Here is a 16,516-nt window from a genome sequence, read left to right on the forward strand (position 1 = left end):
CGGGTCCTCTAGTCCCCGAGATCCCCGTGAGGCGGCGATGGAGTTCTCAGCCTTCCCGGCTCCGGTCGAGGCCCCCGGCTCGTCGAGCGGCCCCGAGTCCGTGCAGCTCACGCTGGCCGACGCGTGGGAATCGAACCGCTCGATCCAGAAGTCGGCAGTGGGACGACTCTTCGCGGCCACCAACTCGGCTCTCTACGTCACCTTGATGGAACGTCACCTCGACTACGGCGCCAAACTGTCCGAGACCGAGCTGACGGTGCGCCTCGACCGCGACCTCGCCGACCTCGACCTCACCGACCAGGCCACCGGCCTCGAACTGGTCAAACTCTGGGCCCGGCAGGGCTGGCTGCACCGCGTCACCGACACCAGCGACCCACACGCCCCCAACCTCTGCCATCTGACCAGCGAGGCGCGGTCGGTCCTGGACTTCATGCGACGTCAACGCCGTGAGGATTCGATCGCCACCGGCGGATCCATCACCGGTATCGCCGCCGAGCTTCGACGTGTCGCCGGTCAGGTCAGCAACGATCCCGACCAGATCCGTTCGGAGATCGAGGCGCAGATGTCCGACCTCGACGCCGAACTCGCCGACCTCGACGCCGGCCGACGACCCCCGGTCGACCTGCGCGTCGCCGAGGACGCCGCCCGCACCATCGGCTATCAGATGGAGCAGATCATCTCCGACATCGGCCAGTACGGCACGATGCTCGACCGCATCACCACCGCGCTGCTCGACGACCCCGGTGACTCCGACCTCGCCTACCGCGACCGTCAGCGACAGCTGTTCGACGACTACGAGGCGCTCCTCGACTCACCGCAGTCCGCGTCGTACCAGGCGTTCTCGCACCTGATCCAGGATCCGGAGCGTCGCGCCCGCCTGAAGTCCGACATCGAGACGATCATCGCCAGCTTCCCAAGCATGGACGCGGGCCTGCGGTCGGTGATGGACAACTTCTTCGGCCTCGTGACCCAGCAGATGGCGGAAGTCGGCCGCACCAGGCAGCGGTGTGCCCGTCGTATCCGACGCTTTGTCGCGTCCGGCACGCTCGAGCAGAGCCGCGGTCTCGCCCGGCAGCTCAACGACGCCCTGGCCACCGCCAACGAGTTGCTGAAGACGTCGCTTGCGGACCGTCGCATCGGCTATGAGCTGCCTCTGGCCGCGCCGACGGTGAACTCGATCGGCCGACTCGCCTTCGAGATTCGCGAGCACGTGCCGCCCGCGCCGGCGCTCCCGGCGGCCGTCGACGCCGACCTCACGTCGTTCGCCTCGCTGTCCGGTCAGGTCGACACGACCGAACTCACCGACACCGTCAACGCCGCGGTCGCCACCGGACCCGTCGCCCTCGCCGACGTCATCGACGGACTCGAGGAGCCGTACCTCGCGCACGTCATCGTCCTGTGGTCGTGGGCCCAGAAACAACAGGCCCAGAAACAGCAAGCGGCGGGGGAGAAGGTGCCGATGACCACCGTCCGCTTCCGGTCCCTCATCGGCGACGACCACGCCATCGAAGTGCCCGACCTGACCTTCACCGAACCGATTCCGACTGCGGAGGTCGACGCCGAATGACATCTTTGCCCCCGGACGTGGAAGCCGAGGAGACCAACCCCGTGCTCCCTGAGGTGCGAGCGCAGCGAGCCACGAAGGGCGACCCCGAGACCAGCGCCCCCGCGACCCCCGACGAATTCGCCGGCTTCGACGACCTACCCACCGTCGCGAACCGCGCGGCGTCGCACACGCCGAACGCTCCGCGCTTCGACGGCGACGTCAGCGAGCTGCCCGACCGCGCGTGCTGGGCGCTGCAGAACCTGTTGACCCGCCGCTACATCAGCGGCGACCGGCAGCCGCAGCTGTGGTCGTGGGTGGCCGAGTACCAGGACGTGCTGCGGGGTCGCCTCTCCGAACTCGACCTCCGGCTGCGCATCGTCGACGAACTGCAGGTCGCCTTCGTCGAGCAGGCCGGCTACGACTCTCGCTGGGGCCGAAAGATTCTTAAGCGCGAGACGATTCACACCTACGACGCCATCCTGGCGCTCCACCTGGCCAAGTACGTGCGCGCCGCTCGCGACGAGCCGGTCCTGATCACCCGCGAGGAGATTCACGAGCTGTTCGCCGGCGTCACCAACACCATCGACCGCGACCTCGCGCTCTTCGACAAGCGCATCGAACGCGCCCTCGACAAGATGGAGGAGCTCGAATTCCTGCGCAAGCAGCGCGACGACGCCGACACCTTCATCGTCAGCCCGGTGATCTCCGCGGTGATGACGGCGTCGGTGATCACCGATCTACAACGGCAGTTCGAGCAGTTCATCGGATCCGGTGACACCGGGGAGGTGCCGCCCGAGGACCTCGCCGACGAGCCTGCGGAACGCGACGATGACCCAGCCGACCTCGATGGCGCGTACGGCGAGAACGACGAAGGAGACGACTGGTGAGCGGGCAGGTCGACCAGTACCACCTGTCCCGGTTGCAGCTGATCAACTGGGGCGTGTTCGACGGGTATCACTCGATCCCGTTCAGTCCCAACGGTTCTCTGATCACCGGGTCGTCGGGTAGCGGTAAGTCGTCGTTGCTCGACGCCATCTCACTGGCGTTCCTGCCGGATCATCGGCGCAACTTCAACGCCTCGGGCGATGCGACGGCGGCCGGATCCTCCAGCGGCAAGCGCACGGTCGGCAAGTACGTGCGCGGCGCGTGGGGTGAGCGGCGCGACGGCACCAACGCCCACCGCGAGATCATGTACCTGCGCGGCACCGGCCCGGCGTGGGCGGCCATCGCGGTCACCTACACCTCCAGCTCCGGCGAGGCCATCACCGGCCTGGTGCTGAAATGGCTTGCCGCGGGCAAGATGACCGACGCGCACAGCTCCTACTTTATCTACGACGGCGACGCCGACATCGTCGAGGCCTGCAACGAGTGGGCCGCCAACAACTACAACTCGGCCAAGTTCCGCGACCGCGGCTGGCGCGGCGGACCCGGCGAGGGCAAGTACCTCTCGACGCTGTACTCACTCATCGGAATCCGCGGCTCCGACGCCGCCCAGCAGCTCCTCGGAAAAGCCAAGTCGCTCAAGAGCGTCGGCGGACTCGCGCAGTTCGTGCGGGAGTTCATGCTCGACGCCCCGACCAGCATCGTCGGCATCGCCGACGCCCTCGACCAGATCGACCCGCTCGTCGAAGCCCGCGAACTACTCGACGTCGCGCGCCGCAAGCGCACCATCCTCGGCAACATCGAGGAGGTGCACGAGCGGTACGCGGGGGAGTCGGCCACCTTCTCCGTCCTCGACACCATCGACAACACCACCATCCGCAGCTACGTCAACAACCTGCGGATCCACAACGCGCAGCCCGAGGTCGCCGACCTCGACGACCAGATCACCCGCCTCGACGGCGATCTCGCGGCGCTGACCACCCAGCACGACCAGCTCCGCCAAGATCACAGCCTCCTGCTGTCCCGGATCGCCACCTCCACCGGCGATCTTGCCCCGCTGCGCGAACAGCTCGGCGGCGCACAGAAGCTCAGCACCGAGGTCACCGCCCGACGCAACGCGTACGAGGACAAGGTCTCCGCGCTCGGCTTCACCCCGCCCACCCGGGCCGAGGGATTCTGGCTGCTCCGCGAGGAACTCACGGAGGAGGCCGCCAAGATCGACGGTCAGCTCGACGCCGGGCGCGCGCATTATGCCGAGGCACTGGCCAGCGAGGTCGCCGCGCGGACCCGCCGCGACGCCGCGATGGAGGAGCTCGGCCGCGTCGAGAACGCCGGCTCCGCGCTGCCGCGCACCGAGCACGAGATGCGCCGCGCCATCGCCCACGGACTCCAGATTGATGAGTCCGAGCTGAAGTACGTCGCCGAGCTCGTCGAACTCGACCCCGACGAAGAGCGCTGGCGCTTGGCCGTCGAGAAAGTGCTGCGCAACGTCGGCCTGCGGCTGCTGGTCCCGGACAAGCACTTCCGCGCGGCCCTGCGGTTCGTGAACTCGCACGACATGCGCGGTCGTATCCAGCTGCACCAGGCCGACTCTCGCCCGATGCCGGTTCTGGAGCCGGGAACCTTGGCGTCGAAGTTGCGTCCCGTCGACGCCTCGCACCCGTGTGCCGCCGAGGCGATGACGGTGCTGTCGAAGCTGGGCAACCACATGTGCGTCGACAGTCCCGGCGAGTTCTCCCAGTACGCCAAGGCCGTTACCGACCAGGGTCTGCGCAAGGATTCGGCGAAGCTCGCGGTGAAGGACGACCGCCAGCAGCTTCGGCGGTCGCAGTACATCTTCGTCGGCGACGTCGCATCCAAGATCGCCGCGTTGCGCGACGAACTCGAGTACGAGGAGCGGGCGTTCGAGGATGCCCGCCAGGATTGCGCCGAGCTCGACCGTGAGCGCAGCGCCAAAGAACGACGCCGCGACGCGTATCGCCGCGTGTGCGAGCAGTTCACGCAGTGGAACGAGATCGACGTCGACTCCGTCGATGACCGCGTCGACCAGCTCACCGACCAGTACGACCTGCTGATCGAGGAGAACCCCGACGTCGAGGCCCTGCAGCGCAAGGCCGAGGACCTGTGGGAGCAGGTCCGGAACGCGATTTCGCAGGCCGCGCTGGTCAAGGACAAGATCGCCCGTCAGGACTCCCGGCGCACCCAGCTCCTCGACCTCATCGACCGGTTGAAGCCCGAAGACGTTCCCGCGAAGGCTGAGAAGACTCTCGACGGATTTCGCGAGGACCTCTCGGCGACGCTCGACGTGCTCAACCCGGAGCCGTACCGCCAGGAGATCGTCAAGGCCGCGAGCCGTGAGCGTGACCGCATGCGGTCGGATGCTCGACGTTCCCGCGATGAGCTGGCCCGCATCCTCGACACATACGACGAGGAGTTCCCGGACGCCATCCCGAATGACAGCGACGACTTCGACGAACGTCTGCACGACTACGTCGCGGTCTGCCGCCGCATCGACGAGCGCGAACTGCCCGCCGCCTACGAGCGGATGCGCCGGCTGATCACCGAGCAGGCGCCCGGCGCAATCCTCGGCCTCCACATGGCCGCCGACGCCGAAGAACGTCGCATCGTCGAGCAGATCGAGCGCGTCAACACCGGCCTCGGAGCAGTGGCCTTCAACCGCGGCACCCGCCTACGGCTGCGACCCGGCCGCAAGAAGCTCGCCGCGGTCGAGGAGCTGACCGAGAAGGCACGGCAGATCTCCAACCGCGCGACGGCGGTCAGCTTCGGCGACGAGCAGGCCATCCTCGAGCAGTACTCCGACATCCTGCTGTTGCGCGAGCGCCTCGCCGGCAACACCCCGGAGGACCGCCAGTGGACGCGCGACGCCCTCGATGTACGCAACCGCTTCGACTTCTACTGCGAGGAGCACGACGCCGAGTCGGGGGAGACCATCCGCACCTACTCCAACGCCGGTGACAACTCCGGCGGCGAGCAGGAAAAGCTGATGGCCTTCTGCCTCGCAGGTGCACTGAGCTTCAACCTTGCCAGCCCCCACGGCAACGACAACCGGCCGATCTTCGCCCAGCTGATGCTCGACGAAGCCTTCTCCAAATCCGACCCGCAGTTCGCCCAGCAGGCGCTGTCGGCGTTCCGCAAGTTCGGGTTCCAGCTGATCATCGTCGCTACGGTCCAGAACACCAGCACGATCCAGCCGTACGTGGACAACGTGGTGATGGTGTCGAAGACGGAGGCAGGGCCTGAGTTGCGGCCGGTCGCTACCGCGACCTCGACGGGGATCAAGGCGTTCTCGGAACTTCGGCGGTCGGGGAGTCAGTTGTCGGTGTAGCGCAGTTCGTCCTGCCGAAAATCGTATCCAAGGCGGGCGCGCGGCCCCGGGACCATGAACCAATAACGCCGAGTCGCGGTCCGGGACGGTGGTGGCACAATGCCCAGATGCTCGCAACGCGCAAGCACTCCTGAACCGGTACCGACTGTCGGTGGTCCACCACCCGACTGTCTTTCTAACTGTGACCCGATATCGGTAGCAGGTTGCTAACTGGCTCCTTGGACACCGGACGTGCTCAGCTTGCTGGCTGAAATCTTGGCGGCTCGCGCGCGAACTTCCTTCGCGAGCCACACCATCCCGCCCGGATCGCCGTCCAGGTAGTCGGCAAGTTTAGAAATCGCGTGCTCTTTCCACGCCTTACTGACTCGTAGGTGCCAGGTGTCTCCGCATTTCTCTTTGCCGTCGATAGCCGAGTCCTCGCCCAGTTGCTCTACGAGTTGCGCGACTGCTCGGCGTGGAAGCAGGTCCTCGATCTCAATGTCGTGCTGTTTATTACATGCACCGTCCCACTTATTTAAAAGTAGAATGCGCCTGTTGGTTTCCCAATTGAAACTCTTCAATTTATTTGCTGCTGCGCGTCCATGATCGTCGGAATCAAGCAGGGCGATTACCGGTAATTCGGTTGCGGCTTCCGCAAGAATTGCCTGAGGAACTACGTTCGACGCATTACCTGCAGGGATGAAGTGCATTCCCTCGACAAGATCTTGTCTGTTCGCTGCGGTACAACACTGGTTGATGAAGAGGCCATCAGTGTACCCTTCGGTGACCACAACGACCTCGGTGCCTGCTGGAATTTCAAGGCTACGCTCGAGAACATGAGCGAGTCCGGCGTCGCGGTAGAGTGCCCCTAAGAGCTGCGCCCTCTTCTCGTGTCCGCTGACAGTGGCGGCCTTTTCTGTGAATCCATCGGGTTTCTTTCGGAGCTCAGTAATTCTAGTCGTCGACCTCCGCGATATCACGTAGGGTGAATGAGTTGTAACTACAAGCGAGACATCGGTGCGGGTTGCAAGTTCCTCGAGTTGGTCTCGAATGTCTTCCTGTCCAGCCGGATGAAGAAACGCCTCTGGTTCCTCCACTGCGAGAACGAGGGACCTTCGACTCTGTTCTGCCAGATATTGCAGCATCGACACAAGCACTGCCCCACGGATTCCAGTGCCTTTCGCCGACAAAGGAGTTGTAACAGCGTCTCCAAGCCTGATTTCAACGGATGACAGCGTGTCGTAAACGGTGGGCACAGCGGGCACCAACTCTGCATTACAAATCTCTGGGAACATTTCCCCGACACGTTCTTGGATCAGACCCCTCAGAGGTTCGAGGAGTTGAGTCTGCAACGACGTCAGATACTCATCACGAGCGGCGTCAGCCTTCGCGATTTCACTTCCAAGATGATCGGAAATTACCAACTGCAATATTTCGCGGAACTTCCCCTTCAGTAGAGATTCTAGGTCCTGTCCACTGTGAATTACAGCGAACCTGACCACAGACCGGAATTGGGACTCGAGTTTCGTATGCTCGGCACTCTGGGACGGCAGCGATGCGGCGCCGAACCCTTTGGCCTGGAATGAGGTCTGGCGTGTTCCGCGCGCACCAAATGTGGTGACTATACGAATTTCGCTATCCGCTGCGTAGGTCTTCACAAAGCCTTTGGTGGATGCGTTGCGTGCCTTGCGGATTGCTAATTCGTAGGCTCGTGCCCGGCTGAGAAGCGTTTTTTCGGGCGAGGATTTTCCAACTTGAAAGGTCAACGCGATCCTGGTTGAGGGTGGGGCCCCTATCGACGGGGTGTCTTTTGTTGGCCGGTCATGTGCGAGGGAATATACGGACTCGGGGTCGAGCGCGAGTTCAAGTGCACGGATGAGGTTTGACTTGCCGCAGTTATTCGGGCCGACAACGTAGTTGACACCGTTGGACACGTCGAACTCATGCTCGCCAGAGAAACTCCGCAGATCTTTGACACGGATGTGAGTAAGTTTCATTTCGTGTGACCTAGGACCTTCTTCTGTGGATGCTGTCGACTCGTAGATCTTGCCAGCGTAGATCTTGTTGCGTCACGAAACGGTGTAGTTCGCTTGAGCTTGAGCAGATTTGCTCATCTTGCGTGCTCCGGGCTTGTGGGTCTGTCCAGTCCACCTCGCAAGGGTTCGATTAGGGGATCGAAAGGTGGCGTCGTATGACTGAAACAGGCGCTTCGGTCAACCAGGCGCCATCGAGGCTAACTGACTATAGCTATTTTCATCGCGTCGGCGACAGCTCCGGCGGGCTGGAACGACTACTGCTTCGAAGTGGTTAGACCGTCCGTCCTCACCGATTCGTTCTCCGGAACGGGGACAGCACCGGGTCGCGCGACGGCGGGTTGTGACCCGGCTACAGGCAGACCGCGACCACTGCGGTGATCGGACCGACGCCGGCGTCGGCGCCAAAGCGGACTTGTTCACGGCCCGGACGCGACCCTGCGATCGGGAGAACAGACATCGAGCGCTGAACTGAGATCGAGTGAWACCCGCGGCTCGCGATGCCCAGCCCCATGTACTTGAGTACGCCATCGAGTAGAACCGCGCATTTTCGCGTCCTAAGAGCTTTGCGTACCCCCGGCCACGAGCGGCGAACGGTTACTCGGGTTCAGCGCGCTGTCACGTGGCTGACTACGCGGCGAACCGGGCTAGGTTGGTCCCGCGTTACGCTGAGGCGTATTGCACTTCCGCCATACGTCAGCTGATCTTCGAGCGCAGGCTGTCGGTGGCGAATGCCGCGTGGCGGGAATGGTTCTCCTGGCCGCGGAACGCGCGCCACTCGCCCAGCCGGTAGGTGAACTTCCCGCCTCGTGGGCGCACGTCGATCTCGAAGTCCCGGCCAAGGAACTCGATACGGCGCTCGATCTCGTCGTCGCTCAGTGAGCTTCCCAGTGCCTTGCGCAGCCCCGCGAGCGAGACGTAACCGCCGTCCTCCCTTAGCGCGCGGTACACCTCGTCGCGATATTGGCTGCTCGCACCGTGATCGCTCCTCGATGTGCCCTCCTTGCGTAGCGCTGTTGCGATTGCAATCCCGACGGCGCGCGCGACAGGAGGAGGGAACGCGTTGCCAATCTGGCGATAGATCGCAGTTTTGCGGCGCTTCCGGTCGCCGAAGTCCCACTCGTAGCCGGGCCCGGACCAGCCCTGGATCCGGGCGACCATCTCGTTCGTCAGTTTGGGCACAAAGCTGGCAGGCAGGCTGGGCCCGGGAGCGGTGTCCGCGATCCCGAGTCCGTCGACCCCCAGTTTCCGCCACTCCCGCTTCGCGCGGGTTGGTCCGAGGTCAGGGCCACCATGCTTCTTCGATCCGCCCACGATCGTCGGAGCGACACGGTCGGCGCGCTTCGCCCAGACCTCAGCGCCGGGCCATCCGTTCTCGGCCATCAGGTCGTACAGTGCGGCCCCAACCGTCTGGACCGCCGGTGTGGGTTCAGGCCAGGAGAAGTACGGAGCGAACTCCCCCCGCAAGGCGACAAGGATGAAGCGCGGTCTCAGCTGCGGGACGCCGAAGTCCTTGGCCTCCAGCAGTCGCCAGTCCGCGCGGTATCCGAGCTCGACGAATCGGTCGAGCACGGCCTGGCGGTACCCGGCGAAGCGCGGCATCGACAGCCCACGAACGTTCTCCAGCAGGACAGCATCCGGCTCCATGCGCCCCGCGGCCTCGACTGCCCAGGCGAAGAGGTCGCGCTCGTCTGATGACCCGAGCTGCTTGCCCGCGATCGAGAAAGGCGGGCACGGCACGCCCCCGGCGAGCAGCGATACCCCGCGGTGGTCCTCCGGCTTCCACACTTCGTCGTCGGCGACGTCCCCGACGACGACGGACGGCGACGGCAGCCCTTCTGCGGAGGCAATACGGGTCAGGTTGCGTTCGAGTGTCGCTGCCGCGTCGCGGTCGAGCTCGACGGCAAGCGTGTGCCTGAATCCTGCGAGGTGGAGGCCGAGGCTCTGGCCTCCTGCCCCCGCGCAGATCTCTACGGCTGTTAGCTGGGTCGCGCGTGTCTGGCCCTCCATAATGGTGTCCATCATGTCAGGGCCATCCGACAATCCCGGGATGCGCGCCGTGGTTGGAATGGAGGGTTGTCACCCTGCGCGGCGGGACCCGTACCAGAGGGGGTCAAAGGGGCGGCGTGTTTCGGGCGTCGCCGCGCACAGCGCGAGACCCGACGGGCCGAGGGCGACAGCTCCTTTCCCGCCGGGTTCCGTCGGCGCGACGTGGCCGGCGACATACTCTGTCCGCCGCGGTACAGGGAGATTAAGCTGGCGCGCCGCATCGCGCTGCCAGTCAAACGCGCCCCCAAGGATCACGATCCCTTCTGACGCCAGAGGGTCGCGAGAACCGCTCTGACCACCCCGAACGCGTCTCGTCACGTCTAGCTGCGCGGCGACGGTCGCGACTGCCGCCCTGCCTACCACGTGACCGACGGTACGTCTGAACAGCTCGGTGGTACGTGCCGTGCCCGCACCCGCGGCAAAGACCGCGGCGAGGTCGTTCTCATGCATGTGCAGAAGAGTATTTGGCGGGAGGTCCGCGTCCTTCTGAAGCCACGCAATCGTGCGCCTTCCAGCCGCGGAGAGCGTGCGCTTCGCGTCCCGGTTCCTCCCGCTGTTTAGTAGGCCCTCGGAAGCGCGGACGATACCGACAGAGAACCGCGACTCCGCGTCGCTGGCGGTGACCACCATGCATAGCTCCCCGACGACCTCGGGCGGGAGCATCCACCCGCCGTTCAACTGGCTGTACTTCGCGTCGACCTCCTGCCCCGCGATGCAGTAGTCGAGTTTGATGCCGTCGCCAAACTCAAACTGACGCTGGAGGTTGATCTCTACGAGAGTTCCGAAGTGCGTCTTTTCCGTTTTGAATAGCTGGTCCCAGCGATAGCGCTGTGTGCGCACGCCGTCGTACAGCTGGTCAAATGTGTCGCGCAGAACCTGCGCGGTGATCGCGCCCCCTGGGTCCAGTCGCTCCATCTCGCTCGCGACACTGTCGCGAGCGGGATCGTTGGGCAGAGTGTGTCTGAGCTCGAGGGGCACGGCCGGACGTTACCGTGCATAGGAAGGCGCTGTTGGCAGGGGGCCGGAACCTCTACCCTGATCGCTTGACCAAATGGGAAATGTCTCCCCACCCCAGCTGCTCGCGCGATAGGTACTAAATTTGCGATGCTCTCACGGCGACGACTTCGTCTGCGTCCGGCCATATGGAGAAGGACGCTGTGTGGATGATCAATCGACGTGGGCCACTACTGAAGTCCCTCCACCCGACTGATGACTTGCTTCCGTTGTTCGGGAGGTAGCCGGAGGTAGGTTGTCCACGCTCGATCCAGTTCAGTGGTGCCGCGGCGCCCGCGTTTCATCCAACGAACAAGGCGCCGCAGCTCGGCCGGACCAAGATCGCCCGCGGCCGCAATCGCGTCACTCACGCTTGCGCTATCTCGCAGGCTGCCTGCGCGGCACCGCTTGCATTCGGTAACGAATTCGGCGGTCTCAACGCCGTTGACATCCACAATTTTGCGCCGAGAAACGGCCAGGACCGCTGACGAAATCACGTCATCTGGGTAGAGTTCGCCTCCGGCGACACCACACAAGGTGCACATGAAACCGTCACGGGCCAACACGTTTTGGCGGTCCTTGTTCGAGACGGCCTTCTCGGGCGCTGCTGCGCGACGGGACTTCGTGTCCCAGACGGGAACCCCGGCCTTCACGAAACGCTGGTCCTCGGCCAAGAGGGTGGCGTCATCGGTGTTCGTGTGTACGACCCAACCGTAGTCTCGAAGATCTCGAATGCGTCGGTCCACCTGCGACACGCCCGGAAATGCAGTGCGCAGTTGGGTCTTGGTGAACGTATTACCCTCACCAACAACCTGTAAGAGCCAAAGGGCGCCGCGAATCATCGTGCCTGCCGACATTTCGGGGTCGTCCCAAGCTGGTTGACTCACATGATTCCTCTCGTTTCACCGTCATGCCCCGCCGGACCGTTCGCACTGTCAGACCTCTTTGGAATGATGGCGACAACCACAGCTCAACATCGACCCGACACGAAGGATCATTACATGTCAGACTTCGGCATCCCACCTAAGGGTGAGGAGGTCAAGGCAGTCATCGATCAGCGATACAAGCTCGCAATGACCGAGGACGGCGCGAAGGTTACGATCGACTGGCGCGGTGAACAGCGGCACGTTTACGTGATCTCGATGCCGGTCGACATGCTTTACTTCAATCCGGATACTCACCGTATTCGAGCGCAGCGCACACTCGACCCAGAGCGGAATCGAGCGATCGAGGACGACCCGTGGGGTCAGACGGCGCAGCAGTACCTCCACGACTTGTTGAGGCAGCGACCGTCGAATCCAGATCAAGTCGATCCTGACTATACTGCATTAATGGAGGAGCTCGACGACGTCGGGCAACGCGAGCCAGGGATCGTCAGCCCGCACGGGATCCTCGTGGACGGCAATACAAGAGCCGCTGCCCTAATTGATCTCGGAGTACAGAACATCCGTGTTGGTGTTCTGCCGGACGACACATCGCGCCAAGACATCAACAATGTTGAGCTATCGCTCCAGCTGCGCAAGGATCGACGACGCGACTACTCGTACATCAATCGGTTGATCGCGATAGACGAAGAGTTGGCACGTGGCCGCTCGGAAGCCGATGTCGCTAAGGACTTCAACATCAAGCTCGCTACGCTCCAGCGTGACCGATGGGTCTATTCCCAGATTCTTGACGCGATCGAACGGAGCAGATCAGCGGGAGGAGCATCGCTACGATTGGTCGATTTCGAACAGCACCAGGAGAAGTTGCGAGAGCTGCACCGCGACTACTCGAAACTTGCGGTGACGAATCCGGACGCTGCCAAATGTCTGTTCCAGTCACGGCTCGCCATGGTGCTGCTTGACTACCCCAAGACGTCATTGCGGCTCGCGGAAGCTGACTTTCATACGCGGTACCTCGCCACACGGCTGCCCGAGGAGCTTAAACCGACGGTGCCGACGGCGCCTGCGGTGTCAGTCCCAGGTATACCGGGGACATCTCTCCCGAGTCAAAGCATTGACGCTGCGGCCGCTGAAGCTCTCACTAGTAGCCTCCTGCGCGCGAAAGCGGTTTCAAGCAACGCAGACAAAGGGAGCGCTGAAGAGGTTGCCAAAGCGTCGACTGTCATGAAGCAAGCAAGAGGCGTGTTCGACGTCGCCGTCAAGATGGCCGGTCAGAACGCGCAACTCGTAAAGCGGCAGACTGCCGTTCCCGAACGCGCAACCGACGCAGCTGATTACGTCACGCAATGCGCTAACGAGTTCGCCGAGGCGCGAGCGAAACGAGCGCTAGACGAGGAAGCCTTTGACGATGCGCTTGTCCTGCTCCGCGACAGTCTCGTAATTCTCGCTCGGCAAGCTGGTAGAGCATTTCCAACGCCGGGTGAAGGTGTGGCGTGGCTTCTGGAAGCTGCACGGACCACGTAATGGTGCACCACAGACCAAGCCTCTCAATTGGTCTGGCGTCTGAAGTCACGCGTGTGCGTCTTACGGCCCGGCAAGGGCTTGAGAGTGACCTACGGCGCCTCGCGGTTAGGTTCCCCGCCAGCACCCAACCTTCGCCGGGCACAATTGAGATAGAACTCGACGCCTTGCTCACTAACCTGGAGGCGCTTAGCCATTGGCCACACGCTACTGAAGGCGAGGTGGTCTGGGATGCGCAACTGGAAGCGTTGGTCGTCGACTCGCTTCAGGACGCTCGCACCGTCGCCGATCGGCTGGACTCTGGTGAGGCAAGTGAAGCGCTCGGCCCTAAGACGATCGACGATGTCCTTGGGTATGAATGGATAGCCAACTTAACGCTGTTTCAGCGCAGGGACATCGCCAAGCTGCTGTCGCTCCGACATGGTGCGAACTTCTCCGTCCCGGGTGCCGGCAAGACGAGGGTCGCACTAGCTGTATTTCAGGCACTCCGCCGGCATGACGGCATTCAGCGGCTGCTAATAGTAGGTCCGAAATCGAGTTACAACGCGTGGCTCGACGAGAACGTTGAATGCCTCGCCCCTTCGCTTTCGATGGCGGTTGTCGAGGGTTCGCTGCCTAGTACCGTCGACGCGATTATCGTTAACTACGAACGTCTTCCGAAACTCGTCAGCGCGCTCGGGCGTTGGCTTGTGGAGTCGCCTTCGATGATCATCCTCGACGAGGCTCATCGAATGAAACTCGGGGCCGAAGGCGCTTATGGTGCCGCCTGCCTCGCGCTCGGTCCACGAGCGAGACGGCGGCTGATCCTAACTGGTACCCCTGCTCCTAACGGCGCAAAAGACCTAGAGAACCTCTTCGCATTCGTGTGGCCCGGCACGGGGCGCCAGAGCGTACGGCGAGCGGTCAATAGTGCTGATCTGTCTAGTGCTAGTCGCGCGCTCAAACCACTGTTTACGAGAACCACGAAGAACGAGTTGCACCTGCCGCCCGTGGAGACGATACTTCGCTCCGTCACACTTCCTCCACTGCACGCGGAAATTTATGGTGCGTTAGTTGGCCAGTTCTCCGCGCGGGCGAAGGGGAACGAGGGAGACTTCCAAGCTCTTGGCCGGATAATGGTTTACATGCTCATGGCGGCGACTAGCCCAGCGCTCCTCTCTGTGGGTGCCACGAAGTACGAGCCACTCGTTTATCAGGTGCCGCCACTTCCTATCTCAGAACGATCGGCTCTCTATAAACTGATGCAAGACCTCCCGGCGTACGAGTTGTCGCCTAAGTATCACGAGGTTCTTTCGATAGTTAGCGAGAACGCCAAGCAGGGCCGAAAAACACTAGTCTGGTCCACGTTCATCCGGAGCCTGAACACGCTACAGCGAATTCTATCCCCATTCAGCCCGGCGATGGTTCACGGCGGCACCGTGGACCGCGATGAGCAAATCCGACGGTTTAGATTCGACGCGGATTGCACGGTTCTCTTGTCGAATCCGGCCACACTTGGTGAAGGAATAAGCCTTCATCACGAGTGTCACGATGCTGTCTATGTGGACCGCGATTTCGCCGCTGGGCGTTTTCTTCAGAGCCTCGATCGAATTCACCGCCTTGGACTCCCGGATAGCGTCACAACTCGCATCACCGTGCTGGCATCAGATGGGACTATCGACGAGGTCGTGGCGGCACGCCTGTCCACTAAATTGGCATTCATGGGTGGGATCCTTGACGATCCTGCGGTTCAGCAGCTCGCAGACTTGGATGAAGAGCCCTCTGAAGCAGGAGGTCTCGACCGTCAGGACGTCAATGCCCTATTGGACCACCTAAATGCGACTTCCTCCTGAGAGTATTTTGCTCGCGGCTAAGCGCTGGCTCGATATTCTTCCGTCAAGTGGCGGGATTCCGCGCGCACAAGCGCTGCTCGCTACGCACGTGAAATACAGCGACCTGACACCTACGCAGTATGCCAGTGCGCTCACACTCCTTCATGAGCTCGAGCTGATCGAAGGCGGGCGAATCCTTAGTCCACCGGGCAGCCGAGTCTTAGGTGCGCTCCTTGAGAAGGCCGCTCCGACCTGGTTCCTGGATGCAGATCAGCTTGTGCAGTCACCAGATGAACTGCCTTCCGATATCGTTTCAGCTGGAAGGGCACTAGGACTCAACGAGGTAGAGGTCTACGAACAGCTGGTCTCAAGTTGGGGCAGGGTGGACACTGCTGTCCGTGAGCGCGTCGGAGCCGCGGGCGAGGCTCAACTTGTCGAAATTCTCGAATCAGTCTCGGGTAGCCGAGTCGATCATGTCTCGAACTGGTCGGATGGCTTCGGTTATGACATTTCGTACTCGGTTGGTCGGATTTCCGGTCATCTAGAGGTAAAGAGCACAACGCGCGTCGGTCGGTTTACCGCGTACCTATCGCGTCATGAGTTCGGTGTAATGCAGCGCGATGACAGCTGGGTACTAGTAGCTGTCCGTCTAACTCGTGATCTGAACATCGCAGGGGTCGGATGCGTACCCAATGAGTGGATCGAGGCGAACGTTCCTCGGGATGCTGGACCTTTCGGTAGCTGGGCTAGCTGCAAGTTCGAGATTCCGGCTGAAGTCATAGGCTCTCCGGTTCACGAGCTAGGTGCGGAGGCTGCAACGCTACTACCGACGTGGTAGGTACTCCACCATCGCGGAAGAAGCTGATTCTAAACTATAGGAGCCTGACCCCCCCACGCGTTTACCGGCAGATCTTAGAGCAGACAGCACTCTGTTCACCGAGGCGTCCAGATCGTCTCGAACGTCGAGGTCCCATATTCGGACTACCTCCCATCCGTTTCGCGCGAGTTCTGCATCCACCTGACGATCACGCTGGACGTTCCGCGCGATCTTCTGGCGCCAGTAATCCGACGATGCTGTCTCTGGGTTCCAGTGCTCCGGGTGGCCGTGCCAGAAGACTCCGTCGACGAACACAGCCACTCTCCAGCGCGTGAACGCTATATCCGGTCGCCCAGGTGGCAGGTCCCCGATAGCCGGTCCAGGCAGTTCTAGAGCCAGTTTCTTCTAGCTGTCGGTCAGTCGATCTCGCAGCCCACAGGGTGGTGCTGGTGGGTGCATCGGGCAGCGTACTCGGCCGGGGTCTGGTAGCCCAGCGCCGAGTGGCGGTGCCGGTGGTTGTGGTCGTCTTTGAAATCGTCGATCACCACGCGAGCTTCGAGCAGGGTGGGCCAGCAGTTGCGGTTCAGGCACTCGTCGCGAAGCCGGTTGTTGAACGATTCGATGAACCCGTTGTTCCACGGCGTGCCGGGCGGAA

Annotated in this window: 12 protein-coding genes; 6 read left to right on the top strand and 6 right to left on the bottom strand. The window is 62.6% G+C overall.

The features are described 5' to 3' along the window. Positions 1–37: 37 nt before the first annotated feature. From A9310_RS18850 to A9310_RS18860, 3 genes are read left to right on the top strand one after another with little or no spacing between them, the layout of a single operon-like run. The gene (locus tag A9310_RS18850; RefSeq protein ID WP_065631924.1) at positions 38–1,567 is read left to right on the top strand and encodes a DUF3375 domain-containing protein; all 1,530 of its coding nucleotides are present in this window, start codon (positions 38–40) and stop codon (positions 1,565–1,567) included. Further along, positions 1,564–2,433, top strand: coding sequence for a DUF4194 domain-containing protein (locus tag A9310_RS18855; protein ID WP_065631925.1), 870 nt, complete (start codon positions 1,564–1,566; stop codon positions 2,431–2,433). Before A9310_RS18850 ends, A9310_RS18855 begins: the two co-directional genes overlap by 4 nt. Then, positions 2,430–5,774, top strand: a complete 3,345-nt coding sequence (locus A9310_RS18860; RefSeq protein WP_065631926.1) for an ATP-binding protein — start codon at positions 2,430–2,432, stop codon at positions 5,772–5,774. The genes A9310_RS18855 and A9310_RS18860 overlap by 4 nt, the downstream gene beginning before the upstream one ends. A 206-nt stretch (positions 5,775–5,980) precedes the next feature. On the opposite strand, the gene A9310_RS25315 is transcribed toward A9310_RS18860, so the two are convergent. The 4 genes from A9310_RS25315 to A9310_RS18875 form a co-directional block, all read right to left on the bottom strand. Beyond that, the gene (locus A9310_RS25315; RefSeq protein ID WP_083207450.1) at positions 5,981–7,750 is read right to left on the bottom strand and encodes an ATP-dependent endonuclease; all 1,770 of its coding nucleotides are present in this window, start codon (positions 7,748–7,750) and stop codon (positions 5,981–5,983) included. Between the two features lie 732 nt (positions 7,751–8,482). Further along, positions 8,483–9,811 (bottom strand): DNA cytosine methyltransferase, encoded by a 1,329-nt coding sequence (locus A9310_RS18865; RefSeq protein WP_254661300.1) that lies wholly within the window; start codon positions 9,809–9,811, stop codon positions 8,483–8,485. A 54-nt stretch (positions 9,812–9,865) separates the two neighbouring features. After that, complete coding sequence (locus A9310_RS18870; protein ID WP_217492971.1) at positions 9,866–10,813, bottom strand: NaeI family type II restriction endonuclease; 948 nt, start codon at positions 10,811–10,813, stop codon at positions 9,866–9,868. A 206-nt stretch (positions 10,814–11,019) separates the two neighbouring features. Beyond that, positions 11,020–11,715: a hypothetical protein gene (locus tag A9310_RS18875; RefSeq protein WP_217492972.1), complete on the bottom strand. Its 696-nt coding sequence runs from the start codon at positions 11,713–11,715 to the stop codon at positions 11,020–11,022. 114 nt (positions 11,716–11,829) lie between these two features. Between A9310_RS18875 and A9310_RS18880 the strand changes: the two genes are divergently transcribed. From A9310_RS18880 to A9310_RS26645, 3 genes are all read left to right on the top strand, one after another. Beyond that, positions 11,830–13,236 (top strand): ParB N-terminal domain-containing protein, encoded by a 1,407-nt coding sequence (locus A9310_RS18880; RefSeq protein WP_065631929.1) that lies wholly within the window; start codon positions 11,830–11,832, stop codon positions 13,234–13,236. Positions 13,237–13,454: 218 nt separating this feature from the next. Next, positions 13,455–15,065, top strand: a complete 1,611-nt coding sequence (locus tag A9310_RS18885; RefSeq protein ID WP_254661301.1) for a DEAD/DEAH box helicase — start codon at positions 13,455–13,457, stop codon at positions 15,063–15,065. After that, positions 15,049–15,882, top strand: a complete 834-nt coding sequence (locus A9310_RS26645) for a DUF3883 domain-containing protein (RefSeq protein ID WP_083207451.1) — start codon at positions 15,049–15,051, stop codon at positions 15,880–15,882. Before A9310_RS18885 ends, A9310_RS26645 begins: the two co-directional genes overlap by 17 nt. On the opposite strand, the gene A9310_RS26650 is transcribed toward A9310_RS26645, so the two are convergent. Continuing rightward, positions 15,868–16,260: a hypothetical protein gene (locus A9310_RS26650; protein WP_083207452.1), complete on the bottom strand. Its 393-nt coding sequence runs from the start codon at positions 16,258–16,260 to the stop codon at positions 15,868–15,870. The two genes, A9310_RS26645 and A9310_RS26650, sit on opposite strands and share 15 nt — an antisense overlap. 17 nt (positions 16,261–16,277) lie before the next feature. Next, a partial coding sequence (locus tag A9310_RS18890; protein WP_139104685.1) for an integrase core domain-containing protein occupies positions 16,278–16,516 on the bottom strand: 239 nt, incomplete at its 5' end.

The organism is Gordonia sp. UCD-TK1, from assembly GCF_001691435.1.
Classification (GTDB): Bacteria; Actinomycetota; Actinomycetes; order Mycobacteriales; family Mycobacteriaceae; genus Gordonia; species Gordonia hongkongensis.